The organism is Roseburia amylophila, assembly GCF_025567465.1.
GTDB classification, from domain to species: Bacteria; Bacillota; Clostridia; order Lachnospirales; family Lachnospiraceae; genus Roseburia_C; species Roseburia_C amylophila.
The window spans coordinates 29,484-54,972 of record NZ_JAOQKI010000005.1; the positions used below are offsets into that span (position 1 = coordinate 29,484).

Below are 25,489 nucleotides of genomic sequence, written 5' to 3' on the forward strand. Positions count from 1 at the left end.
TTTCAATCGATATTTGGAATCATACATATGGAAAGGAATTAGAAAATGGCAGAGAATATTTTTCTGATTGGATTTATGGGAGCCGGAAAGAGCACCATAGCAAAAGTATTAAAAGAGAAATTAAGTGTTCCTCTTTGCGAAATGGATGAAATGATTGCAGAGCAGCAGAAAATGGCTATCTCTGACATTTTTGCACAGTATGGTGAAACACATTTCAGAGATTTGGAGACACAGCTTGTAAAAGATATTTCAGAAAAAGACGGTGTCATCGTATCCTGCGGTGGCGGTGCAGTGCTGCGGGAAGAAAATGTATCTTTTATGAAAGAAAATGGCAGAATCGTTCTGTTATCTGCCACACCGGAAACCATTTATGAGAGAGTCCGCTACAGCAAGGACCGCCCGATTTTAAATGGCCATATGAATGTGGAGTACATCCGTGAACTGATGGAGAAACGCCGCAGCCGTTATGAAAGTGTTGCAGACCTTGCGGTGGCAACAGACGGCAGGAGTGCAGAGACAATCGCAGATGAGATTATTGCAAAGTTAAGAGAAGCATAATGGAAATGAGAGAGTATATAGAAGCAATCGCAGAAAGCTGCAGGAAGCTGATTATCAGTAAGCCTGCCACAAAGCAGGAAGAGTATCGTAAAATTATCGTACAGAAAAAGGAAACCTTTTTCCAGATGGAAAAATATACGGACAAGCAGGTATTTCATGAGAATCTGTCTGTAGAAGAATTAGAGACAGCATTGGAAGAACTGATGCAGAATCATTTTCGCCAGCTCAATGGATTTGATATAGAAGCAGAGCATATTCTTCTGGTATCCAAAAAAGGAGTGCCGTCTTATAAAAAGAAAAAGCTGCAGAATGCAGTAAATGAGACTGCAACCCATAACCGGAAGAAAAATTATCTCTTAGAAGAAGGTAAGGTCATTCCGCCGTTGGTGGATATGGGAATTTTTACTGCAGAGGGCAAAATCGTCCGCACCATGTATGATAAGTTTAAGCAGATTAACCGTTTTGTTGAAATCATCGATGATTATGTGAAGGACTGCAAAAAGGAGAAGCTTCATATCATTGATTTCGGCTGCGGTAAGTCCTATCTTACTTTTATTATGTACTACTACTTTACGGAAGTGCGCAAGATTCCGGTAGAGATTGTGGGACTGGATTTAAAGAAAGATGTCATAGAAAAATGTAATCAGGCAGCAAAAAAATACGGATATGACACCCTGCATTTTGAACTGGGAGATATCAATGGCTACAAAGCACCGTTTCCGGTGGATATTGTAGTATCTTTGCATGCCTGCGATACCGCAACGGATTTTGCCTTATACAATGCCATCAGCTGGGATGCGGAAATGATTTTTTCCGTGCCATGCTGCCAGCATGAATTAAATGAGCAGATGGAGAGCGAAAAGCTGCATCTGATGACCCGTTATGGCATTATCAAAGAGCGTTTTGCAGCACTGACAACGGATGCAATCCGTGCCAACCTCTTAGAGTGCTGCGGATATAAGAGCCAGGTCTTAGAATTTGTGGATTTGTCCCATACGCCAAAGAATCTTCTGATCCGGGCGAGAAAGGCAAAGATTTCAAAGGAGCATAAGCAGAAGCTTTTAAAAGAAGTGGATGCCATGTGCGAAGAATTCCAGCTAAAACCGTTACTCTACGGATTACTGCAAGTGGATGAAGGGAGAAATACGGATGCATTCAGAACAGGAAAATAATAGTTTCCCGGCAGAGTTTTTAGAGAGAATGAAGGAAATGTTAGGGGAAGAGTATCCTGCATTTTTTGAAAGCTTAGGGCAGGAGCGGCAGCAGTCGTTCCGGATTAATACAGGGAAAACCGGTGTATCAGAATTTTTACAACAGACAGATTGGAAGCTAAAACCGGTTCCATGGTGTGAGACCGGTTTTTACTATGGAAAAGAGATTCGTCCGGGAAAACATCCTTATCACAATGCCGGTGTGTATTATATTCAGGAGCCGTCGGCAATGGTACCGGCAGAATGTCTTAAGGCACAGCCGGGGGATATCATCTTAGACCTCTGTGCAGCTCCCGGTGGAAAGAGTACCCAGATTGCGGCAGCTATGAAAGGGGAAGGAATCTTAATCTGTAATGAGATTCATCCGGCGAGAGCGAAGATTTTATCTGAAAATATTGAGCGGATGGGAATTAAAAATGCATTGGTATTAAATGAGACACCGGAGCAGCTGGCAGAGCATTTTTCGGTCTGCTTTGATAAAATCATGGTGGATGCACCATGTTCCGGGGAAGGCATGTTCCGGAAGAATGAAGAGGCCGGAAATGAGTGGAGCCTTGACAATGTGAAGCTGTGTGCTGACCGGCAGGACGGCATCTTAGACTGTGCGTATGAGATGTTAAGACCCGGCGGCAGGATGGTATATTCCACCTGCACCTTTGCACCGGAAGAGGATGAAGGGAGCGTGCACCGTTTCTTAGAACGTCATCCGGACTGCCAGATTGCAGAAGGAATTGACAGTGAAGGCTTCATTCATGACAAAGAAGGCTGCATCCGACTGTTTCCGCATAAAATCGAAGGCGAAGGACATTTTGCAGCAGTGATAACGAAAGCAGGCGAAGGTTATGGCGGCTTTGGACTGACGGAAAAGGGCATAAAGGAAAAAGACTGCCCGGAATATCTTTCTTTTGTAAAAGAGAATTTAAAAGAAAAACCTCAGGGAGCATTGCTTAAATTTGGAGAGCAGCTCTATCTGATGCCGGAAGGATTTCCTGCTTTAAAGGGGCTGAAGGTATTGCGGCCGGGACTGCATCTTGGCACCTTAAAAAAGAACCGTTTTGAACCATCCCATGCACTGGCACTTGCCATGCAGCCACAAGAGGCATTTCATGTTGCCATGCTTTCTTCTGGCAGTCAGGAAATCAGACAGTATCTGATGGGACAGACTTTTTCATGGGGAGGAGAAAAGGGCTGGTATTTAATCTGCGTAGATGGCTACAGCATCGGCTGGGGCAAGCTGGCAGGTGGAATCATGAAGAATCATTATCCGAAAGGGCTTCGTATGGTGGATATTATCTGAAAAGAGAGAATCTGAAAAAAGCTGCTTAAAATAAAACAAAATTAAGGAAATATTAATAAACACCGGGAATATCTGCTTGTGATTTAAAGGAAAATCGAATATGATTATTAAGTCGGAAAAAATAGAAAGTTAGAAAATTATGTGTGAAGAGACAAAGTTGGGAAAATTTTATCAAAAATACATAGCAAAATGGATACCATCATACGGACCACTGCCATTGGCATGGTGTGCCATTTTTAATACCATTATTTATTGGGGCACCCAGAGGCTGATGGCAAATGCAAAGCATTATGACCTGACCAGCAATCTGGACAGGAGCATTCCTTTTGTAAAAGAGTGGATTATTCTGTATGTTTTATTTTTTGCATTCAGTATAATCAATTATATTCTGGTATCGAGAGAAGATAAGGAAACATTTTTCCGTTTTGCAACAGCGGATATGTTGTCAAGAGTAATCTGCTGTATCTTCTTTATATTGCTTCCAACCACGAATATCAGACCGGAAGTGACAGGGCATGATTTCTGCAGCTGGCTGGTGCGTTTTATCTATGCATCGGATGCACCGACGAATCTCTTTCCATCCATCCATTGTCTGGTAAGCTGGTTCTGCTTCATCGGAGTAAGAAAGAGCCGTAAGATACCGGGCTGGTACAAAGGATGTTCTTTTGTGATGGCAGCATTAATTTGTGCATCCACCCAGTTTACCAAACAGCATTATATGATTGATCTGGTAGCAGGCATTTTTCTGGCAGAATTCTGCTGGTTTGTATCAAAGCATACCGGAATATACCGTCCGGTAATGAAAGTTTTTGATAAAATCGGAAGAAAGATATTCGGGGTGAAGCATTATGATGAGTAAGAAAAAAGGAATACTGAATGCAGTTTTTCTTATTACCGTATTTGCAATTACCATATATGCAATCTTTCATGGACAGGATTTAGGTGAATTGTTCGGGTATATCCGGAATACGGATTACCGGTACTGGCTTGTTGCGGTGGTCTGCGTGGTATTCTTTATCTGCAGTGAATCTGTTATCATATATTATATGATGCGAAGCATCCGGCAGAAGATAAAACTTATGCATTGTTTCCTGTATTCCTTTGTTGGATTCTTTTTCAGCTGTATTACACCATCGGCAACCGGAGGACAGCCGGCACAGATTTATTATATGAAAAAGGATAAGCTGTCCATACCGGTATCGACACTGGTTTTAATGATTGTAACCATTACCTATAAGCTGGTACTTGTGGTACTCGGCACATTGGTTGTAATCATTCGTCCGGCACAGCTTATGCATTATCTTGAACCTGTGCTGGGATGGTGTTATCTGGGACTTTTATTAAATGTCTTTTGTGTGGCATTTATGATGTTTCTGGTTTTCCATCCGACACTGGCAGCTAATATGATGGATGCCATCATAAGAGGGCTTGGTAAAATTCATCTGATGAAACGTACTGAGTATTACCGGGAAAAAATGGCGAATGCCATGAAGCAGTATCAGGATGTGGCAGGATATTTCCGTACCCATAAATTGGTCGTAACCAATGTATTTTTGATTACCGTAGTACAAAGACTGTTACTCTTTTTTGTAACATATCTGACCTGCCGTTCCTTCGGAATCGATGGAACAGGGATGGTAACCATTGTTGTATTACAGGGAATGATTTCCGTTGCGGTGGATATGCTTCCGTTACCGGGAGGAATGGGAATCAGTGAATCACTGTTTTTATCTATTTTTGCACCAATCTGCGGCACACTGACATTGCCGGCGATGGTGGTAAGCAGGGGACTCAGTTATTACACAGAATTGATTTTAAGCGCAGTTATGACAGCCGTAGCACATTTTACGATAGGAAGACCGCGTAAACAGAAGAGAGAAGAAAGGTAGAAGGAAAATGATAGGTTTTTATGATTATACAGTAGTACTTACATATATTAGTCTGATGTGTTCTGTTTTTGGAATTACTCAGGCAATTGGAGGACATTACAGAACAGCGATTATCTGTCTGGCATTATCCGGATTATTTGATATGTTTGATGGAAAGATTGCAAGAACCAAAAAGAACCGTACTGATGATGAAAAATTATTTGGCGTTCAGATTGATTCCCTTTGCGATGTAGTCTGCTTTGGTGCGTTCCCGGCAGTAATCTGTTATGTGCTTGGTGTAAGAGGTATTCTTGGAACTATTGTTCTGGCATATTATTGTGTCTGCTCCGTGATTCGACTCGGATTCTTCAATGTGTTGGAAACCAACCGTCAGAGAGTAGAAGAGGGTGCCAATAAATATTATCACGGACTGCCGATTACAACGATGGCAATCGTACTTCCACTGGCATTTATGCTGAACTTTGTAATTGCGGAGCGTGAATTCAGTGTGTTACTACTCTTTGTTTTGGCAGTAGTTGGCACATTATTCATTGTAGATTTTAAATTGAGAAAGCCATCTAATGCATTTCTTGCAGTTTTGGTTATCCTTGTGGCGTGTGCAGTAATTGCAATCTTCTTATTCTCAAAATATCATATTTCACTGTGCTTTCCGGGACTGGAGAATTCCATTTTAGACCGTCTGATGAGGTAGAAATTGTGTAACATTTCCTGTGATGAGGAAAAATGAGGAGGAAACGAAGATGCGTTGTGTAGACCGGAAGGGAAATGAAATTGGTGAGAATGCAGCACAGGGCAGAGTGTTAAAGGCATTGTATGAGACTGCTGCCGGAAGAATTTTACTTGGAATTTTAGTGAAACCTTTTGTTTCCAAAGCAGGTGGATTCCTTTTGAACCAGCCGGTATCAAAGGCTGCAATTGCACCATTTATAAAAAAGAATCATATAGATATGACAGATTATGAGGAACGGGAATACCGTTCCTATAATGATTTTTTCACCAGGAAAGTCAAGCCGGGACACCGGAAATTTGACAGTGTTAAGGAGAATTTCTGTGCACCCTGCGACAGCAGGCTCAGCATATATCCCATTACAGCAGAGGGAAAAGTCCGCGTCAAGGATACGGAATATACCATGGAGAGTCTTTTCCGCAGCAGGAAAATCGCCCGTCATTATGAGGGCGGAACCCTTTGTATTTTCCGTCTGACGGTAGATGATTATCATCATTACAGCTTTGTGGATGATGGCAGAATGGGGTACATCTATAGGATTCCGGGTGTTTTTCATACGGTAAATCCGCTGGCGGGAGAAATATATCCGATTTATAAGGAAAATACCAGAGAATTTTCTGTGCTGAAAAGTCAGCATTTTGGCAATATTTTAATGATGGAAGTGGGCGCACTTATGGTAGGCAGAATCTGTAATGAGAAAGAAAACTGCCCGGTGCACCGTGGAGAAGAAAAAGGTAAATTTGAATTTGGCGGTTCTACGGTAATTTTGTGCCTGGAAAAAGACAGGGTAGAACTGGACGCAGATATTGTGTATAATTCCAATAAAGGAGTCGAGACGAAAGTCCGGCAGGGGGAAAAGATTGGAAGGATGTCAGAATGGAAGCGCATGAAGTATTAGAACAGGTGAAAAGCGGAAAGATGACCGTAGAAGAAGCGGAGCAGTTTTTTAAAAGGGAACCGTTTGAAGAGATGGGCTATGCAAAGATAGACAGCCATCGGAAAATGCGTTCCGGTTTTGCAGAAGTGGTATTCTGTCAGGGAAAACGGGATGAGTTTCTTCTTGAAATCTTTCATAGAATATACAAGGATGAAGGCGAGGTCATGGGAACCAGGGCGTCTTTGGCACAGTATGAGCTGTTGCACAAGGAATTACCGCAGGTTACCTATGACCCTGTTTCTCATATATTAAAAATTGAAAAAAAAGATAAAAAACGCAGTGGACTGATAGCGGTATGTACGGCTGGAACGGCAGATATTGCAGTGGCAGAAGAGGCTGCGCAGACGGCAGAGTTTTTCGGAGCCAATGTGGAACGTATTTATGATGTGGGAGTCAGTGGAATTCACCGTCTCCTTTCACGGCTTGAGGTAATCCAGAAAGCCAACTGTGTTGTTGCAGTGGCTGGCATGGAAGGAGCACTGGCAAGTGTTTTAGGCGGACTGGTAAGCAGGCCGGTAATCGGTGTACCAACCTCCGTAGGCTATGGAGCGAATATGGGAGGCATTTCTGCATTGCTTACCATGATTAATTCCTGTGCCAATGGTGTTGCAGTGGTAAATATTGATAATGGTTATGGTGCAGGCTATCTTGCAACACAGATAAACAGACTGGGGGTACATGATGAAGAAGCGTAGTTTATATCTGGACTGCCATACTGGAATCAGTGGTGATATGGTAGTGGCAGCTTTACTGGATGCAGGAGCAGACAGAGAAGTCTTAGAAACTGTTTTAAGGAGCATTCCGGTATCCGGCTTTGGGATTGCAATCAGCAGAGTACAAAAGGCGGCTCTGTCGGCATGTGATTTTAAGGTCATCTTAGATGCCGCCCATGAGAATCATGATCATGATATGAAGTATTTATATGGGAAGGAAGAATCGCACGCACATGGAGGGCATTTCCATTCGGAAGAATCACATACCTATGGAGAGCATTCCCATTCGGAAGAATCATACACCCATGGGGAACATCATCATCACGAACACCGCGGTCTGACGGAAATTTATTCCATAATCGATGGCACGAATATGCTTGATAGTGCCAGGGCACTTGCTAAGAAAATATTCAGGATTTTAGCAGAAGCGGAAGCAAAAGCCCATGGTGTTTCGGTGGAAGAAGTACATTTTCATGAGGTGGGAGCCTTGGATTCAATCGTAGATATTATTGCAGCGGCAGCTTGTGTTGATAATCTTGGAGTAGATGAGGTCATTATTCCTGCTCTGTGGGAAGGGGAAGGAACGGTGCGCTGCCAGCATGGAATCCTGCCGGTTCCGGTTCCGGCAGTGACTAACATTGTGATGGAATATGGAATTCCGCTTGGAAAAATCGGTGAACCGGGAGAATATGTGACTCCGACAGGTGCTGCAATTGCAGCGGCTATCTGTACGTCAAAAGAGCTGCCGGAATGTTACCGGATTGTGGGAAACGGACTGGGCGCCGGAAAGCGGGACTATAAGCGGCCGGGACTGCTCCGGGCATTGTTGCTGGAAACAGAAGAACCGGTCTATGAAAGTGATTCTATTTTAAAACTGGAATGTAATATCGATGACTGTACCGGGGAAGCACTGGGCTATGCCATGGAGCTTTTACTGGAAAATGGCGCAAGAGATGTCCATTATATACCGGTCTATATGAAGAAAAACCGCCCGGCATATCAGTTGACAGTAATCTGCAAGAAAGAAGACCGGGAAAAATTAGAAGCAATTATATTTCGTGAGACAACAACCATTGGAATCCGCTATGTAGAAATGGTGCGGACGATTCTGCCAAGAAGGACAGAAAAGCGGCAGACCTCCTACGGTGAGGTGGCGGTTAAAATATGTGAGGGTGAAGGAGAAGTGCGTATTACTCCGGAGTATGAATCCATCCGGGAGGTATGCAGAGAGAGAGGACTTCCTTTTCAGAAGGTATATGATGATGTATTGCAGGAGTTGAAATAAGGATATGAAAAGGATGAGGTTAAAAGGATGCATACAAAAACAGATTTATTAGAGGGTAATATTTTAAAATCTTTGATTTTATTTGCAATTCCACTTATTATTTCCAATTTATTTCAGCAGCTCTATAATGCGGCAGATACCATGATAGTAGGCCATTTTCTGGGTGATGAATCGCTGGCAGCAATCGGTGCATGTGCAGCGGTTTATGAACTGCTGGTAGGATTTGCACTGGGGTTTGGAAATGGACTTAGCATGGTAGTGGCAAGAAGCTTTGGTGTAGGAGATAAAGACTTGTTAAAGCGTGCAGTTGCAGGCTCTTTGGTAATTGGAGCAGCGGTGACGGTTGGTGTAATGCTGATTGCACAGATTGGACTTCGTCCGCTTCTGGTCTTGTTACATACACCATCAGAAATCATAGAGGAATCCTATTCTTATATTTATATTGTAACAATCTGTGTTGGAGTAATGTTTGCATATAATCTGTTGTCCGGATTGCTTCGTTCAATTGGAAACAGTTTCATGCCGCTGGCATTTTTGATTATTTCGTCCGTTATCAATATTGTACTGGATGTTCTTTTTATTACACAGTTTCAGATGGGAATCCGCGGTGCAGCAGTGGCAACGGTGGTAGCACAGGGAATTTCTGCAGTATTATGTGCCATTTATATTATGAGAAAATGTAAGATTTTAATACCGGCACGGGAACATTTTAAAGTAGATGGACCACTTTACCGGGAACTGACAGGCCAGGGGCTTTCCATGGGCTTTATGTTAGCTATTGTATCTACAGGAACAGTAATCCTGCAATATGCTATCAATCAGCTGGGTTATCTGATTATTGCGGGACATACAGCAGCACGAAAATTAAACAGTTTTTGTTCGTTGCCATTAATGCCACTGGCAATGGCAACAGCAACCTTTGTATCCCAGAACCGGGGAGCAAACCAGCGTGACCGTATCCTTAAGGTAGTACGGTATGCCATGATACTATCTGTTGGCTGGGCAGTATTTATTACCGTTATGGTTGCATTTGCCGCACCTTCCCTGATTGCATTGCTCTCCGGCTCATCCGAAAGTGTAGTTCTTGAAAATGGTGTCAGATATATCCGCTGGAATACACCGTTTTATTCGGTTCTTGGAATTCTGCTGGTACTTCGAAATGTGTTACAGGGACTTGGTAAAAAGGTAGTGCCACTGGTTTCAAGCATGATAGAGATGGTAGGAAAAATTGCATTTGTTCTATTGTTTATCCCAATCTTGAAATATTTTGGTGTAATTATCTGTGAGCCGGTTATCTGGTGCCTGATGTGTATACAGCTTGTCATATCTTATTACAGAGACCCGTATATCCGTGGAAAGGAAGAAAAGAAATGAAGCTTGGAATCGTAGGAACAGGAACTATCGTAGAAGAAGTACTTCCGGTATTGCAGCAGGTAAAAGGGCTTTCCTGCTATGGAATTTGTGGAACAAAGCGCAGTGAAGCAAAAGCAGAAAAATTAAAAGAACAGTATCAGATGCAGCTTGCTGTAAGTGATTATGAAAAGCTTCTGGATTCGGAAATTGATACTGTCTATATTGCTGTGCCAAATCTTTTACATTTTGAAATGGCAAAAGAAGCAGTTCTTCGTGGAAAACATGTTATTGTAGAAAAACCCATGACAGCCAATGAAAGACAGGCAGAGGAGCTTTGTGCCCTTGCAAAGAAGCAGGGAGTATTTTTATTTGAAGCTATTACCACACGGTATCAGTCGAACTATCAGTTTATCAAAGAGCAGTTACCGACGATTGGCAAAATTAAAATGGCAGTCTGCAATTTCAGCCAGTATTCCAGAAAATATGACCGTTTCCAGAATGGAGAAAACATTCCTGTTTTTGATGCAAAGCAGGCAGGTGGAGCTTTGATGGATTTAAACTTATATAATATCCAGTATTTAGAAGGCTTGTTTGGAGAACCGCAGTCTGTGCATTATACCGCAAACATGGAAAAAGGAATTGACACCAGCGGTGTTGCAATTTTATCTTATCCCGGCTTTCAGGCAGTTGCAATAGGCGCAAAGGACTGTCAGGGACAGCCGGAATATCGCATTGAAGGAAGCGAAGGCTACATTGCCCAGAACAGCCCGTGTAATGTCTGCGGCGCAGTGACCATCCATTACCGGGATGGAAGAGAGGTATCCTATGATGGAAATGGAGATGCACACCGGATGTATGCAGAGTTTGTTTCCTTTGTAAATGAGATAGCATCAAAGGACACTGCAACCTGCTACGAAATGCTCGACCACAGCCTTGCGGTCAGCCGGATACTGACCCGGGCAAGAGCGGATGCCGGAATTGTATTTCCGTGTGATGAAAATTAGTCAAGTATGATTTAGTCAATCGTACTTGACTAAATTGTATTTGACGAAGGTAATCCTTCCATCTCCACACTATCTCCATATCTATGTAATAAGATGTAACAAGTTCGTAACAACTTGCGAATGATTACATAGGAAATTGCGAGAAGAGAAATTATTTGAATTTATTTTAGAAAATGAACAATAGCCAGACAGTCCGGCAAAGTGCGAAGGCATTTTCATGGCTGTTAGGGGCACTTGGAATTTCGTATGGGAACAGGCAACGCCGGTACATGGAAGTACCGGCGAGGCGCAGATGAACATGGATGTGAATTTGCGTCGGTTGCCGGATAAAAAGAATACAATCCGAAATTCTTAGTGCCCCTTGCAGTTATGATACAGCCTTAGTACTTGCCGGCCTGCCCGGCTATTTTGCAACTTAGCAAAAATAAATAAAATATTTCTTCCACAATACCTGATGATTACATAGGTAAGGAGACAGATATGAAATACAAAACAGTAAAAAAATTATGGCTTGCAGCCGCAATCCTGACAACCACAACTTCATTATGGACCAATGTCAATGCCATGGAGACACCAGCTGCATCCGGTGCAGGCGTAATCCGGGCACTGAATGAGCAGCGCATTTTATCTGAGCAGTATGCACTGCAGCAGATACAGACAGGAGCTGGTGAACTGGCAGAAGGTGAAGCAGCAGGCGAAGCAGAAATAAATGGTGTGGCAGAACTTTCACTTGGAAATGCAGAAGAGGAAATGCCGGCAGCAGACCAGCCGGAACTTGCGGTTGCAATCGCACCGAATTATGTGAATATTCGAAAAGAACCGTCTACAGAAGGAGAAGTGCTTGGAAAACTTTACCGTAATACGGTAGGTGTGATAGAGGCGGCAGAAGAGGGCTGGTATTATATTACTTCCGGTTCAGTCAGCGGATATGTCAGTGCAGAATATGTCTGTGTGGGAGAAGAAGCAAGAGCACTTGCGGAAGAAATTGGCACACAGCTTGCCCGGGTAACTACAACAACTTTAAAAGTGCGTACGGAAGCATCCACGGAGGCTGCCGTATTAGGACTGGTACCGGGAGGCGATATACTAACGGTAACAGAGACACTGGATGGCTGGTTAAAAGTTGATGCAGAGGAAGGGGAGGGCTATGTAGCGGCAGATTATGTAGAAACCTATACGGAATATCCCCATGCAGAATCTGTTCAGGAAGAAGCAGAACGGTTAGCAAGAGAAGAAGCCGCAAGAAGAGCGGCACAGGAAGCAGAAGCCAGAAGAAAAGCGGCAGAGCAGCAGGCAGCAGCACAAAAGAAGGCAGCAGCGAAGCAGAGCACCAATCATACAACAGCAGGGAATGCAACATCTAAAGCTTCAACATCTGGAAATGCTGCATCCGGAAACAGCGGAACAGCGGCGTCTGCGTCTGATGCCGGTTTAGGCAGGCAGATTGCAGATTATGGATTGCAGTTTGTAGGAAATCCATATGTATATGGTGGAACCAGTCTTACAAATGGGGCGGATTGTTCCGGCTTTGTGCAGAGTGTATATAGGAATTTTGGAATTAATCTGCCAAGAACCTCCGGTGAGCAGGGAGCCTGCGGAAGCGCAGTGGCATCTTTGGCAGAGGCACAGCCGGGAGATTTAATCTGGTATTCCGGTCATATCGGAATCTATATCGGAAACGGACAGATTGTGCATGCAAGCTCAGCAAAGACCGGAATTAAAGTATCAAATGCAGGCTACCGGACGATTCTTTCTATCCGAAGAATTGTATAAAGAGAATAAAAATTTTTATCCGTGGAGATACTGACTACAATAGAAAAGAGTATAAATTAGTAGAAAAGATTGTAGCAGGAAGGATAGAAGATATATGGGAACAAAGGGAACCATTATCATTCAGGAGTCAGAAGGAAGGATGCCCCAGGAACTCTGCCAGCAGCTTTTAGAAGAGGGCTACCGCATTGTATACGAAGAAGACAGGCGGGCAGGAAGTCAGATTGAAATTGGAACGGCCTGCATCTTAGAAGTAGACAATCATTGTATCAGAAGAGGCAGGAAAAAGATTCATCTGACACCTAATGAATATAAAATTTTATATACCATGGTGAAATCTCCCCACCGGGTATATAGCAGAAACCAGTTGATTACTTATGCGTTAGAGGATGCCTTTGATGGCTATGACAGAACCATAGATTCCTATATTAAGAGTATCCGGAAGAAAATTGAAAAGAATCCCAGACGGCCGCGTTATATCATAACGGTGCACGGAGTCGGATATAAATATGTTCCATCAGACAGTGAGGGCACTCATGGAGAATAAGAGCCTGGAACAGAGGATGGAAACAGAACCGGTGCATCGTGTGATTTTGTCACTGGCGGTACCTACGGTACTTAGTATGCTGGTAATTTCTGCTTACAGTATCGTGGATACCTTCTTTGTAACAAGACTTGGCAGCAGGGCAACCGGAGCGGTCGGAATTACATTTGCACTGGTGGCATGGATACAGGCAGTGGGCTATACTGTTGGCATGGGAGCGGGAAGCCTTGTTTCAAGGCTCCTTGGAAAGAAAGAAAAAGAGCAGGCAGAGCAGATTGCAAATTCGGCAATTATGTCAGGGCTGCTGCTTGGACTTATAAGTCTGGGGGCAGGTCTGATTTTTTTGACACCTTTGCTGAAGCTTTCCGGTGCAACAACAGAGCTGCTTCCATATGCAAGGGAATATGCCCTCTTTGTATTGCTGTCGGCACCCTTTACCATAGAGACACTGGTACTTGGTACGCTTCTTCGGGCGCAAGGCAGGGCGAAAGCATCCATGGCAGGAATGGTAACCGGTGGAATTCTTGATATTATACTGACACCGGTGTTTCTGTTTGTCTTAAATCTTGGAGTAAAAGGAGCCGCATTAGCGGCATTTATCGGACAGACAGTGGCAGCGATGGTACTGGGAGGCTGTTTCTGGCATGGCAGAATGAAACTGAATGGAAAGAAACAAAGTAAAAATTTTTTCAAAATAAAGGACTATGGTAGCATTATAAAAAATGGTCTGCCGTCGCTTTGCAGGCAGGGATTTGCCAGCGTGGCAGCCGTATTGTTAAACCGGCAGGCGGTAGGATATGGAGATGCGGCAGTAGCAGCAATGTCTGTAGACGGACGGTTATTTATGGTATTTTTCAGCCTTTTTATCGGATATGGTCAGGGTTTTCAGCCGGTGGCAGGGTATCAGTTTGGAGCTGAAAATAAAAAAAAGTTAAAGCAGGCATTTATTTTTACTTTATGGAGCAGCATCATAGCGGCGGCAGGAATCGGTCTGGCAGGATTCCTTTTCGCTCCGATAATCATGAGCTTCTTTTTAAAAGAAGATATGGCAGCACAAATCGGCATTTTTACTTTTCGAAGCCAGTGCCTGATTTTTCCGCTGATTCCCATAGGAATTTTAAGTAATATGCTGTTTCAGGGAATCGGGCAGCAGGGGAAGGCGGCATTTCTATCAGCGTGCCGTCAGGGAATTGTATTTCTTCCGTTGATTTTCCTTCTACCGGAATGGATCGGGCTGGCGGGAGTGGAGATTGCGCAGGCGTTGTCAGATGGGCTGACTGCAATCATCAGCATTCCATTTGTGTTTTGTTATTTCCAAAAGAGTGAGAAAAAAAGAACAAAAAAAAAGACCAGTGACGGAAAGCGGCGGCTATGAAGCGCCGTTTGGTCAACTGGTCTACTGAACCATTTCTACCAGATAAGCTAACATGGTAACAGGTTCTTTCTTCTGTGCTTTCATCTCTCTTACATATGCTTCGTATTTTGCTACGAACCTGGAAAGACCCAGCACTGCATCCTGCTCTAAGAACATACAAATCCCTCCTTATGCAATTTATTATCTGAACAAACCTCTTTGTTCGTTTAGTATTATATACTTACCTTTGGTAAATGTCAACAAAAAAGATATGAAAAAATTGTGTAAAATTACCATAAAAGAAAATTAAGTTTTTGTTAATAAAATGTAAGGAACATTTGGTGTATGATGATAAGGAATGAAATAACAGATAACGCATATAGGAGCAGATAAAAATAAATGAGACAGACCGGAAGAGGAAAGAGAAAAACAGGAAGAAAAAAATATACATATGAGAAACCACATACAGCAGCAGAATACCGGCGCAGAAGAAGACAGCAGCAGGTGCGGATTCAGAGAATGCTGCTGCTTTTAGGAATTGCTCTTGTAGTAATTTTCATATTTGTATTAGGTGGGAAATTGCTCCGATGGATAAGGGGAAAACATTTGGCAGCAGCAGATGTGCCGGCAGCCATTACCAAAGTGGTAGAAAATCCGCCGGATTATGATGTGCAGCTTCTTACGATAAATGATTATTCCAGACCGGGACTTGCAATTGATCAGGTAAATGGCATTGTGGTGCATTATACTGCAAATCCGGGAACCACAGCGCAGCAGAACCGTGATTATTTTGAAGGCTTAAAGGACAGCCATGAAACACATGCCAGCAGTCATTTTGTCATCGGACTGGATGGTGAACTGATTCAATGCATCCCATGCAAAGAGATTTCCTATGCATCCAATGACAGGAACAGTGATACTATTTCCATCGAATGCTGTATCCCGGACGATACCGGAAGATTCAACGATGCCACCTACCAGACATTAGTGCATCTGGTGGCATGGCTTTGTGGCAGATATGATCTGACCATGGATGATGTCATCCGTCATTATGACGTAACCGGAAAAAACTGTCCGAAATATTATGTGGAACACGAGGATGCCTGGAAGCAGTTTAAGGTGGATGTGGCAGATTATATAGAAAAGAATGGAGTTGCCCCGGAAAATCTAAAAAATGACAAGGAGTAAGTCTTGCCAAATCTTCTGATTTCAAGTAATATTAAATCATTGATAGTGGAGAGACGAAAAGTCCACTGGTTGTAAGAAGGAAAAACATGTTAGAAGAGATTTGTAAGGCACTGACCGAAGAGACGAATATACGTGAAAATCTGATAGAATTAAAGAAAAGCATAAAAAATCAGGATGCATTGAAGGAATGGAAAGAATACCATGCAACGCATCCGGTTTTGTATGCTTTTTTGAGTTCCGAAGATGCTAAAATCCGGAAAAATGCAGCACTTATTCTGGGTGAGACAAATGAATCAGGGGCGGCAAAAGCACTGTTTGAGGCATACCAGAGGGAGAATACACGCTTTGTGAAAAGTTCTTATCTTACTGCAATGAATGGACTTGATATAGAGTCTTATCAGGACGCATTCGGGAAGCGTTACAAGGAATTGTTAACAGAAGTTCCGGCAGAAAGCGAAAAGAAGCACAGAACGGAAGAACTGCATGCTCTGGATAAATTGTTAGGTGGGTTGAACCAGAATAAGAAGCATCGTTTTACTGGATATGAAGAAGAGGTAGAAGTGCTTCTGACAACCAATCCTGCATATCGTGAGATTACGGCAGAACAGATAAAAAAAGATCGCCCGGTGCTGGTTCCGGCAGGTGTAAAAGTAAAGACAACACATCTCAGGGATGTGATAAAGATTCGTACTTTCCGGGAGATGCTGTTGCTATTGTCCGGGGGACACCGGATTGCTGCAGAACCGGAAGCGGTAGCAGAGGCATATGCAAAATCAAATCTTATGGAGTTATTAAACAGGCTGCATGAGGGCAATCCACCATTTCGCTTCCGCATGGAAGTAAGGGGCATTGCACCGGAAGAAAAAGGCAGCTTTATCCGGAAAGCGGCAGCAACATTAGAAGATTTAACCGGACATCAGCTGTTAAATACGGTAGATGGCTATGAAATAGAATTGCGGCTTACGAAGAATACGGATGGCACATTATATCCATCCTGTAAATTATTTACGATTCCAATGCGGAGATTTTCTTACCGGAAGGAAGCAGTTGCAGCATCCATTCATCCGGCAAATGCAGCATTATTTATGAAGCTGGCAGAACCTTATCTGAAAAAGGGTGCACAGGTATTAGATCCGTGCTGCGGAGTTGGTACCATGTTAATAGAACGTGACCTTCTGGTGCCGGCGGGAGATATGTACGGACTGGATATTTTTGGAGAGGCTGTGATAAAGGCAAGAGAGAATGCCAAAGCGGCAGGAAGGCAGATTAATTATATTAATCGTGATTTTTTTGATTTTACACATAAATACCTTTTTGATGAAATCATTTCCAATATGCCATTGAGAGGGAAGAAAACAAGAGAAGAACAGGATGCCTTTTACAGTCAGTTCTTTGATTGTGCAGGAAAATTCCTGAAAAATGGTGGTCATATGATTTTATATTCCAATGAGGGCGGCTTTGTAAAGAAACAGCTGCGGAGACATATGGAATATCGTCTATTAGACGAGTTCTGTATACGGGAAAAAGAAGGTTTTTATTTATTTATAGTCGGTAAAAAGGGGTAACAAAAATGAAGCAGAAGTTGGACATGCAGGGGAATAATGAGTTAATGTTTGGAGCGGAATTACTTGACGGAAGAGTGCTTCAGGGATTACAGGACCGTTTCTGTGCCTGTAATAATTTATATTGTGTATGCTTAAGCCAGATGCAGGGGGTTGTGACCAAGGCATATGGTTCCAAGGAAGAACTGAATTATATTCATGAAAAAGTCGGTATGGCACGCCATATTGTGCTGCTGAACAGACTGATTACCTCTGAGATGGAAGATGTAGTGGAAGAACCATTGGAAGAGGATTATTTGAAAATGAACGGTGTTGCAATCCGTGTAGGCGGTAAGATTGCAGCAATCTGGATTGTCATTGGTGTGCTTTCTGATATAGCCGCACCAGAACAGGAGATTCCGGAGAATATCCAGAAGACTACGACAAAGCAGTATTACAATTCACTTGATTTTTTAACCTATATATCCAAACAGTATTTTGCTACAAAGTTGGATGAGCTTCTGGCACAGGAAGCATTTGCCAAAAACAGGGAAAGCCAGGAGCAGATTAAGACAGAATTACAGCGTACAGAGGTCATGACTTCTATCGTGAAAATGCTGGAGAGTGAAAATGGCTTTTCCAAAATTGCAGACGAAATTCTGACAGATGTATGCAATTATCTGAAAATCAGTAATGCAGCATTGCTCCGTATTAACCGGGATGGCGAGACTGCGGATATGATAAGTGAATGCTGTCTGGAGGAAGAGGATGCATTGATTGCAAAATGCCAGGGCATTTCCACATCAGAATTTCCTTTTACCAATGGCAAGCCTTATATGATTTCAGCAGATTCCTTACTGCCGCCCGCATTTGCACAGTTTTTTGAAAAATGGAATATTCAGGCGGCAATCAGCCTGCCGGTAGAGATTAACGGGGAAGCTGCCATGTATTTATGCTTCTTTGAACTGCGGAAACGCCGTATCTGGGATGTTTCCGATATTAAATTTTTAAATGAAGTAAAACAGATTGTGCAGAGTATTTTGATTAAGCGGATTACAAAGAATTCGCTGGCAAGTTCTTATGCATCCTTAGAGGCAATCCTTGAAAATGTAGGCTGTGGAATCTGTGTAAGGGATATGCTTTCGGAGAAGATTCTTTATACGAACCAGCAGTTTCACAGGTTATTTGCAGATGACCGGTTTGAAAAGCAGCAGGATGAGATTTTCCGTTCCGGTAATAAGCGTTATGGAAACGGCAATTTTGTAGAATATTATTCCAAAGAGGATAACCGGTATTTTGACATTTATCATACCCAGATTAACTGGGTGGATGGCAGAATGGTTATGCTGCTGACGGTTTATGATGTGACGGATAAAAAGCTTTATCAGCAGAAGATTGAACGCCAGGCGAATAATGATTTCCTGACGGGACTTTATAACAGAATGCGTTGTGAGCATGATGTGGAAATCTATATCCAGAGAGCCAGGGAACAGGGTGGCAAGGGAGCACTCTGCTATATTGACCTGGATGACTTTAAGCATATTAATGATGGTCTGGGACATCAGTATGGGGATATTCTGCTGCAGACGATTTCAAGAAGCCTGCGGGGAGTGACCGGACTGGAATCTACCTGCTACCGCATGGGTGGTGATGAATTTATCATCATTGTTAATCAGGAAAAATATCAGCGTCTGGATGAGATTTTAACAGAGATTAGGAATATTTTCTCCAAGCCATGGTTCTTAAAAGGTGGAGATTACTACTGTACCATGAGTATGGGGGTGGTATGTTTCCCAGATGACGGAGACAATGTACAGGAATTAATCAAAAAAGCAGATATTGCTTTATACGAAGCCAAAAAGGGTGGTAAAAACCGTATAGAATTCTATGATGAAAATGTAGAAGCGACATCCTTTAAGCGGCTTGATTTAGAGAAGAATATGCGTTATGCCACTACAAATTCCTGCCAGGAATTTGAGGTGTATTATCAGCCGATTGTGGATATTTCCAGACCGGGAGACCCATGTAGTGGAGCCGAGGCACTTATCCGCTGGAATTCTGAGGCAATGGGGATGATTTCCCCGTCTGAATTTATTCCACTGGCAGAATATTTAGGACTTATCAATCCAATCGGAAGCTTTGTATTGAAAGAAGCCTGCCGCCGTTGTAAATACTGGAATGACATGGGACATCCGGAGTATCATGTCAATGTAAATCTTTCGGTGGTACAGCTATTGCAGAATGATATGAAAGAAAAAGTCAGGGAAGTGTTGGAAGAGACAAAGATGGATCCGGCAAACCTTACCCTTGAAGTAACAGAGAGCCTTGCAATTAACGATATGAAGCGTATGAAGAAGATTCTTTCGGATATCAAGAGCCTTGGCGTAAAGGTTGCACTGGACGATTTTGGAACAGGCTATTCTTCCTTGAACCATATCCGTGAGCTGCCGATTGACATTATCAAGATAGACCGCTGCTTTATCATTGACATTGGAAAAGATGAGTATTCAGAGGCCTTTGTAAAGATGGTATCAGAACTGGCAGAGACCATCGGAGTACGGATTTGTGTAGAGGGGGTAGAGGAAACGGAACAGGTGGAGAAGCTCCGCAGCATGAAGGTGCAGTATATTCAGGGTTATTATTATGGTAAGCCAATGCGTGCAGAGGACTTTGAAAAGAAGTATCTGTAGAAATAAAAGAATGAGTAAAAAGCTGATGGAAGGAAAGCTTTTTACCCATTTTAAGTTTAGCAGTCTATCTCCAGTTCTACCGGACAATGGTCGGAACCAGGAACTTCCGTATGAATGGCAGCTCCCTTTAACTTCTCTTTTAAGGACTGGGAAACCAGAAAATAATCAATACGCCATCCGGCATTCTTTTCTCTTGCGTGGAAACGGTAGGACCACCAGGAGTAGATGCCTTCCTGTTCCGGGTAGAAATAACGGAAGGTATCGATAAAACCATTCTCTAAAAGAACAGAGAATTTTTCCCGTTCTTCATCTGTAAATCCGGCATTTTTACGGTTGGTTTTCGGATTCTTCAAATCAATTTCTTTGTGGGCAACATTCAGGTCACCGCAGAAAATAACCGGTTTCTTTTCTTCTAATCCCTTTAAATACTGTAAAAAAGCATCTTCCCATTCCATACGGTAGGAAAGCCTTGCCAGTTCGCTCTGGGAGTTTGGTGTGTAGCAGGTGATGAGATAGTAGTTTTCATATTCTAATGTGATAACACGTCCTTCTTCATCATGCTCCGGGATGCCAATGCCATAGCTTACAGAAAGAGGTTCCTTTTTGGTAAAGATGGCAGTGCCGGAATAGCCTTTTTTCTTCGCATAATTCCAGTACTGGTAATAGCCCGGAAGGGAAAGGTCAATCTGTCCTTCCTGCAGTTTAGTCTCCTGAATACAGAATGCATCTGCATTGATTTCATGGAAGAAATCTAAAAATCCTTTATTGACACAGGCACGTAAGCCATTTACATTCCAGGAAATAAATTTCATAGTGAGTCTCCTTTTTATTGATACATATCGGTGATTGCGAAAAAGCGGTGTTTTATTTGAAAAAGATCTGTATTCGAAGAATTGGTGGCTTATGTGAAGTGAAATGCCAGCAATTCTTAGCTGCATATTTTTCTTGATGGTAAACTGTCTTTCCGTTGCTTTGACCGGATGCCGTCACTGTCCGCCGGGTGCGGATGCCACATAATAACTGCAAGGGGCACTAAGAATTTCGAGGCATATTTTGTAAGGTCCGGCAATCGGCACAAATTCACATCCATGTTCATATGTGCCTCGCTGGCACGTCCCTGTGCCAGCGTTGCCGGGTGCCGGACGAAATTCCAAGTGCCCCTAACAGCCATTAAAAGGCATCCGTACTCCGGCGGACAGTACCGGCATCTTGTCAAACATTGGAAAGACTGCTTTCTATCACAAAAAGAAAAATATGCAGCTTAGAACTGCGGTATTTCATGTCAAAGCCACCGGTACTTCAAATACAGCCTTTTGAAATAATAATTTCTTTTCGCAATCACATATTTGTTTCATTATACCCATTAGACTGGATATTCTTCAAGAAAAATATTATACTATTTTTATATATAAAAATGCAACGTATTATGGAGTTATAAGCAAAGGAGGACATGCGATGTTAGAGAAGGTAGATTTAAACCGGAAGATGGGGAAAAAGGAATATAAGGAGTGGATGGACGATTTGCAGCCAAAGTTATCCTATCTGCAGAGAGCCTGTAAGGAACAGAAGATTCCAGTCATGATTGTATTTGAGGGATTTGGTGCAGCAGGAAAAGGAACATTGATTAATAAAATCATTGAGCCTTTAGACCCGAGGGGATTTTCCGTTTATGCTACTGCAGTGGAGACCAAGGAAGAGAAAATGCATCCGTTCCTGTGGCGTTTCTGGACGAAGATTCCATCCCAGGGAAGAATTGCAATTTTTGACAGAAGCTGGTACCGGAGAGTGTTGGTGGACCGCTTTGACGGTGTGACCACAAAGGAGCAGCTTGATTATGCATTTGGAGAAATCTGTTCCTTTGAAAAACAATTAACGGATGATGGTATGGTAATTATCAAATTGTTTGCAGATGTGTCAAAGAAGGAGCAGAAGAAGCGTTTTGATAAGCTTCTGGAAGATAAGAAGACTGCATGGCGGGTAACAAAGGACGATTTGGCGAGAAATAAGCATTATGAAGAATATCTTGCCATGAATGAAGAAATGCTGGAAAAGACGGATTCTGAATATGCACCGTGGCATATTTTAGAATGTACCGACCGGGAATATGCAGCAGCAAAGATGACGGAAATCGTAGTTTCTGTGTTGGAGCAGGCAATCGCAGATAAGAAAGCCGAACAGGAGAAGAGGGAGCAGGAGAAAACAAAGGCGCAGGAAATAAAACAGGAAAAGGATACTTTGCAGGAAGCAGGAGCCGCATCACAAAAGGAGCAGGTACTTAAGAGCTCCGTACTGGCTGGAGTTGACCTTTCAAAGAAGATGGAAAAAGAGGAGTACAAAAAAGAACTTGCACGTCTTCAGGCAAGACTTTCCGAGCTTCATAATGAACTTTATAAATACCGGATTCCGGTGGTGCTGGCATTTGAAGGCTGGGATGCCGGTGGAAAAGGCGGAGCCATCAAACGGCTGACCCAGGCATTGGATCCAAGGGGGTATCAGGTAAATCCGGTGGCAGCACCCAATGATGCAGAAAAAACACATCATTATCTGTGGCGTTTCTGGAAACAGTTTCCAAAGGATGGTCATGTGGCAATATTTGACCGTTCCTGGTATGGCCGCGTTATGGTTGAGAGAATCGAAGGCTTCTGTCAGGAAGAGGAATGGAAGCGTGCTTACCATGAGATGAACGAAATGGAAGAGCAGCTGGCGCATCATGGAACCATTGTTTTAAAATTCTGGATGCACATTGATAAGGATGAGCAGGAGCGTCGTTTTAAGGAGCGTATGGAAAACCCGGCAAAGCAGTGGAAGATTACCGATGAGGACTGGCGCAACCGTGAGAAATGGGATGCTTACGAAAAGGCAGTGGATGAAATGCTGATTCGTACCTCTACCACTTATGCACCATGGATTTTAGTAGAGGCAGACTGCAAGTATTATGCCAGAATTAAAGTGCTTCGTACGGTGGTAGAAGCAATTGAGAAGCGTCTGAAAGAAGAAAAAGAACGGAAATAATTACCACTTGGTTCGTATTTCTTACCACTTATTCCAAAGGCATTTACAGAAAAATGTGTTTGTGTATAATGAGTGACATACACCATGGCCGATACTTGGCGCAGCACTGCTTTTGTCCATAGGCTTTGATAGCATGAAAGTGTATTTTGATAATGCGATGATGCAGCAGCCACAGGCAACGATTTATCTGGATGCATCCTTTTCCGGCGTAACAATTATATATGAATAAGAAATAGCATAGAGAAAGCTGTCAGCAAAATTTTGCTGGCAGCTTTCTCTAATGTATTTTATGCCTGTGTGCCCGGAAGCCGGAGGCTTGATTTCATCAGCAGGGCTGCAATTGCGGCAGTGAGAATTTCCGTAATCCAGAAAGCATGGAATACGCACTGTGGACCAAAGGCTTTACAGAGAACAAATGCAAGCGGAATGATAAAAAGGATATAACGGAGCAGTGAAATAATTAAGGACTGTCCGCCCTTTGAAAGCCCTTCCAAAGCACCGGAGGCAGTAATGGATACGGTGGAAATCAGGAAACCACAGCAGATAATCCGAAGGGCATTGCTTCCCACGGAAATTGTGGTGGCATTGTCTGTAAACATTCCGATAAGGTAAGGTGATGCAGTAAAGCAGATAATCATACCAAGAAGCATAATGACACCGTTCATACAGAGGGTAAGATGATAGATTTTCTTCACACGCTTGATTTCACCGGCACCGTAATTGAAGCCCACCAGCGGACGCATCCCCTGGATAATTCCATTGGCAGGAAGGTAGAGGAAGGTCTGCAGTTTGTAATAGATTCCGACGACTACCACATAACACTGGTCATATGCGGCAAGGAGTCCGTTTAAAAATGAGATCAGTAAGGACGGCAGAGCCAGATTTAAGATGGCAGGAATGCCGATACCATATAATTTCAAATCAAGATGTTTGTCCCGGATAAGATATTTTCGACTAATCCGTACACTGATTGGGCGCAGAAAATAGGCAAAGAGATAAAAAATAAGAGTCAGCAGCTGTCCGATACCGGTGGCAAGGGCAGCTCCGCGCATTCCCATTTTCGGGAAGAAGCCAATTCCGAAAATCAAAAGCGGGTCTAAAATGATATTGGCAATACAGCCTAGCATCAGTCCAATCATGGAGACATTCATTCTGCCGACAGACTGAAAGACCTTTTCAAAGGTTAAATTCATCATAATAATGATACTGAATACAAATACAATATTTGCATATTCTACACCTGACTTAAGAACATTGCTGTCGGTGGTAAAGCGGCTTAAAAACGTAGGAATCAGGGCAATGCTTCCAATCGTTAAAATGACACCATGCAAAATAGAAAAGAAGAATCCATGGGTGGCAGCAATATTGGCTTTTTCCCCTTCTTTTGCACCAAGGTGAAAAGAAATTAAAGCATTAATTCCGACACCAAATCCAATTGCCACAGCATTGATAAAATTCTGCACCGGATAGACCAGGGAAAGGGCAGTCATGGCATCTTCACTGATTTTAGCCACAAACAGACTGTCTATAATATTATAAAGAGAATTTACCAGCATGGAGATAACCATAGGAAGTGCCATGGTAGTCAGCAGTGGTAAAATCGGTTTTTCTTTCATAAAATCTTCATTCATAATAATTGCTCCTTTTTTTCTTTTTTCTCACTAATCCAAAGTGTGAGAAAGAACAAAGAATGTGCCTTGGCACATTCTCGCACCTGCGGCGGTCGCTTGCGACATCTACCTTATACGCCGCAGTGTGCATCCTCGCGGAGCGTTTTTTACTTTACAGGAAAGCAATTTCCTGTAAAGTAAAAAACGCCACACAATTATCACAAGGATAATTGTGTGGCGAAAAGTAGTCAGACTAGAAAAATCCACACCAGTTTTAGCGTTATGAAAATAGCATAAATCATAGGAAAAGTCAAGATAATATCATAGAGCGGAAGAAGATGGCTTAAATATGAATTGGAACATTCAATAGAAAAATGATTGACAAATACCCTATGGGGGTATAATATGAGCATACCGGTAGGGGGTATATGACTATCGGGAAATGTGTATTGGAATGTGAAGATAGAAGGGAGCCTGACTATGGCAGAAGAAAAAGAGATGTGTTCATCCTGCTGCGAACGGAAGAAGCACAGACAGGAAGCAGAATATCAGGATTTATTAAAACGCTTGAACCGGATTGAAGGACAGGTGCGGGGTGTAAAGAAAATGTTGGAAGAAGACCGTTACTGTGTGGATATTTTAACGCAGGTGTCTGCAATTAATTCTGCACTGAACTCCTTTAATAAAGTGTTGTTAGCGGAGCATATCAAATCCTGTGTGGTGGATGACATCCGTGCCGGAAAGGAAGAAGCGGTGGATGAGCTTTGTGCGACCCTTCAGAAACTGATGAAATAGAGGAGGACAAA

24 protein-coding genes are annotated in these 25,489 nt (G+C 42.8%); 20 read left to right on the forward strand and 4 right to left on the reverse strand.

Annotation, left to right across the window (positions count from 1 at the left end):
* Positions 1–45 precede the first annotated feature (45 nt).
* The 15 genes from OCV43_RS04205 (at position 46) to OCV43_RS04275 (ending at position 14,663) form a co-directional block, all read left to right on the forward strand.
* Positions 46–558: a shikimate kinase gene (locus OCV43_RS04205; protein WP_227701461.1), complete on the forward strand. Its 513-nt coding sequence runs from the start codon at positions 46–48 to the stop codon at positions 556–558.
* A complete protein-coding gene (locus OCV43_RS04210) occupies positions 558–1,730 on the forward strand; it encodes a class I SAM-dependent methyltransferase (protein WP_331494966.1) in 1,173 nt (390 codons plus the stop codon). Before OCV43_RS04205 ends, OCV43_RS04210 begins: the two co-directional genes overlap by 1 nt.
* Complete coding sequence (locus tag OCV43_RS04215; protein WP_262623492.1) at positions 1,708–3,066, forward strand: RsmF rRNA methyltransferase first C-terminal domain-containing protein; 1,359 nt, start codon at positions 1,708–1,710, stop codon at positions 3,064–3,066. Before OCV43_RS04210 ends, OCV43_RS04215 begins: the two co-directional genes overlap by 23 nt.
* A 157-nt stretch (positions 3,067–3,223) precedes the next feature.
* Complete coding sequence (locus tag OCV43_RS04220) at positions 3,224–3,925, forward strand: phosphatase PAP2 family protein (RefSeq protein ID WP_227710824.1); 702 nt, start codon at positions 3,224–3,226, stop codon at positions 3,923–3,925.
* Positions 3,915–4,955, forward strand: a complete 1,041-nt coding sequence (locus OCV43_RS04225) for a lysylphosphatidylglycerol synthase transmembrane domain-containing protein (protein WP_262623493.1) — start codon at positions 3,915–3,917, stop codon at positions 4,953–4,955. Before OCV43_RS04220 ends, OCV43_RS04225 begins: the two co-directional genes overlap by 11 nt.
* 7 nt (positions 4,956–4,962) lie before the next feature.
* Complete coding sequence (locus tag OCV43_RS04230; RefSeq protein ID WP_022243998.1) at positions 4,963–5,646, forward strand: CDP-alcohol phosphatidyltransferase family protein; 684 nt, start codon at positions 4,963–4,965, stop codon at positions 5,644–5,646.
* 49 nt (positions 5,647–5,695) lie between these two features.
* Complete coding sequence (locus OCV43_RS04235; RefSeq protein ID WP_262623494.1) at positions 5,696–6,580, forward strand: phosphatidylserine decarboxylase; 885 nt, start codon at positions 5,696–5,698, stop codon at positions 6,578–6,580.
* Positions 6,559–7,314 (forward strand): nickel pincer cofactor biosynthesis protein LarB, encoded by a 756-nt coding sequence (larB, locus tag OCV43_RS04240; protein ID WP_227701465.1) that lies wholly within the window; start codon positions 6,559–6,561, stop codon positions 7,312–7,314. Before OCV43_RS04235 ends, larB begins: the two co-directional genes overlap by 22 nt.
* Positions 7,301–8,617 carry a nickel pincer cofactor biosynthesis protein LarC gene (larC, locus tag OCV43_RS04245; RefSeq protein ID WP_227701466.1) on the forward strand — a complete coding sequence of 439 codons (1,317 nt, stop codon included), beginning with the start codon at positions 7,301–7,303 and terminating at the stop codon, positions 8,615–8,617. Before larB ends, larC begins: the two co-directional genes overlap by 14 nt.
* Positions 8,618–8,644: 27 nt before the next feature.
* Entirely contained in the window at positions 8,645–9,991 is a 1,347-nt protein-coding gene (locus tag OCV43_RS04250; protein ID WP_262623495.1) for an MATE family efflux transporter, read from the forward strand.
* The gene (locus OCV43_RS04255; protein WP_022244003.1) at positions 9,988–10,974 is read left to right on the forward strand and encodes a Gfo/Idh/MocA family protein; all 987 of its coding nucleotides are present in this window, start codon (positions 9,988–9,990) and stop codon (positions 10,972–10,974) included. The genes OCV43_RS04250 and OCV43_RS04255 overlap by 4 nt, the downstream gene beginning before the upstream one ends.
* Positions 10,975–11,191: 217 nt before the next feature.
* A complete protein-coding gene (locus OCV43_RS04260) occupies positions 11,192–11,329 on the forward strand; it encodes a hypothetical protein (RefSeq protein ID WP_227701468.1) in 138 nt (45 codons plus the stop codon).
* A 125-nt stretch (positions 11,330–11,454) separates the two neighbouring features.
* Complete coding sequence (locus OCV43_RS04265; RefSeq protein ID WP_262623496.1) at positions 11,455–12,747, forward strand: C40 family peptidase; 1,293 nt, start codon at positions 11,455–11,457, stop codon at positions 12,745–12,747.
* A gap of 94 nt (positions 12,748–12,841) precedes the next feature.
* The gene (locus tag OCV43_RS04270; protein ID WP_117842012.1) at positions 12,842–13,291 is read left to right on the forward strand and encodes a winged helix-turn-helix domain-containing protein; all 450 of its coding nucleotides are present in this window, start codon (positions 12,842–12,844) and stop codon (positions 13,289–13,291) included.
* Positions 13,281–14,663: an MATE family efflux transporter gene (locus OCV43_RS04275; protein ID WP_262623497.1), complete on the forward strand. Its 1,383-nt coding sequence runs from the start codon at positions 13,281–13,283 to the stop codon at positions 14,661–14,663. The genes OCV43_RS04270 and OCV43_RS04275 overlap by 11 nt, the downstream gene beginning before the upstream one ends.
* A gap of 21 nt (positions 14,664–14,684) precedes the next feature.
* Here the strand turns inward: OCV43_RS04275 and OCV43_RS04280 are convergent, their stop codons facing one another.
* Positions 14,685–14,819 (reverse strand): hypothetical protein, encoded by a 135-nt coding sequence (locus OCV43_RS04280; protein WP_022244007.1) that lies wholly within the window; start codon positions 14,817–14,819, stop codon positions 14,685–14,687.
* A 222-nt stretch (positions 14,820–15,041) separates the two neighbouring features.
* On the opposite strand from OCV43_RS04280, the gene OCV43_RS04285 reads away from it, so the two are divergent.
* The 3 genes from OCV43_RS04285 to OCV43_RS04295 all read left to right on the forward strand — a co-directional run bounded on the left by OCV43_RS04285 (position 15,042) and on the right by OCV43_RS04295 (position 20,061).
* Positions 15,042–15,830, forward strand: a complete 789-nt coding sequence (locus tag OCV43_RS04285; protein WP_331494967.1) for a peptidoglycan recognition protein family protein — start codon at positions 15,042–15,044, stop codon at positions 15,828–15,830.
* Between the two features lie 86 nt (positions 15,831–15,916).
* Positions 15,917–17,395 (forward strand): methyltransferase, encoded by a 1,479-nt coding sequence (locus OCV43_RS04290; RefSeq protein ID WP_262623498.1) that lies wholly within the window; start codon positions 15,917–15,919, stop codon positions 17,393–17,395.
* A gap of 5 nt (positions 17,396–17,400) precedes the next feature.
* Positions 17,401–20,061, forward strand: coding sequence for a sensor domain-containing phosphodiesterase (locus tag OCV43_RS04295; protein ID WP_262623499.1), 2,661 nt, complete (start codon positions 17,401–17,403; stop codon positions 20,059–20,061).
* A gap of 56 nt (positions 20,062–20,117) precedes the next feature.
* Here the strand turns inward: OCV43_RS04295 and OCV43_RS04300 are convergent, their stop codons facing one another.
* Positions 20,118–20,873, reverse strand: coding sequence for an exodeoxyribonuclease III (locus tag OCV43_RS04300; protein WP_022244011.1), 756 nt, complete (start codon positions 20,871–20,873; stop codon positions 20,118–20,120).
* Positions 20,874–20,989: 116 nt separating this feature from the next.
* The gene (locus OCV43_RS04305; RefSeq protein WP_227701473.1) at positions 20,990–21,232 is read right to left on the reverse strand and encodes a hypothetical protein; all 243 of its coding nucleotides are present in this window, start codon (positions 21,230–21,232) and stop codon (positions 20,990–20,992) included.
* Between the two features lie 284 nt (positions 21,233–21,516).
* Between OCV43_RS04305 and OCV43_RS04310 the strand changes: the two genes are divergently transcribed.
* Positions 21,517–23,073: a phosphate--AMP phosphotransferase gene (locus OCV43_RS04310; RefSeq protein ID WP_117842007.1), complete on the forward strand. Its 1,557-nt coding sequence runs from the start codon at positions 21,517–21,519 to the stop codon at positions 23,071–23,073.
* 287 nt (positions 23,074–23,360) lie between these two features.
* Here the strand turns inward: OCV43_RS04310 and OCV43_RS04315 are convergent, their stop codons facing one another.
* On the reverse strand, positions 23,361–24,704 hold the full coding sequence (locus tag OCV43_RS04315) for an MATE family efflux transporter (protein ID WP_022244013.1): 1,344 nt from the start codon (positions 24,702–24,704) through the stop codon (positions 23,361–23,363).
* A gap of 459 nt (positions 24,705–25,163) precedes the next feature.
* Here OCV43_RS04315 and OCV43_RS04320 point away from each other — a divergent pair, with 459 nt between their 5' ends.
* A complete protein-coding gene (locus OCV43_RS04320) occupies positions 25,164–25,478 on the forward strand; it encodes a metal-sensing transcriptional repressor (protein ID WP_022244014.1) in 315 nt (104 codons plus the stop codon).
* Positions 25,479–25,489 lie beyond the last annotated feature (11 nt).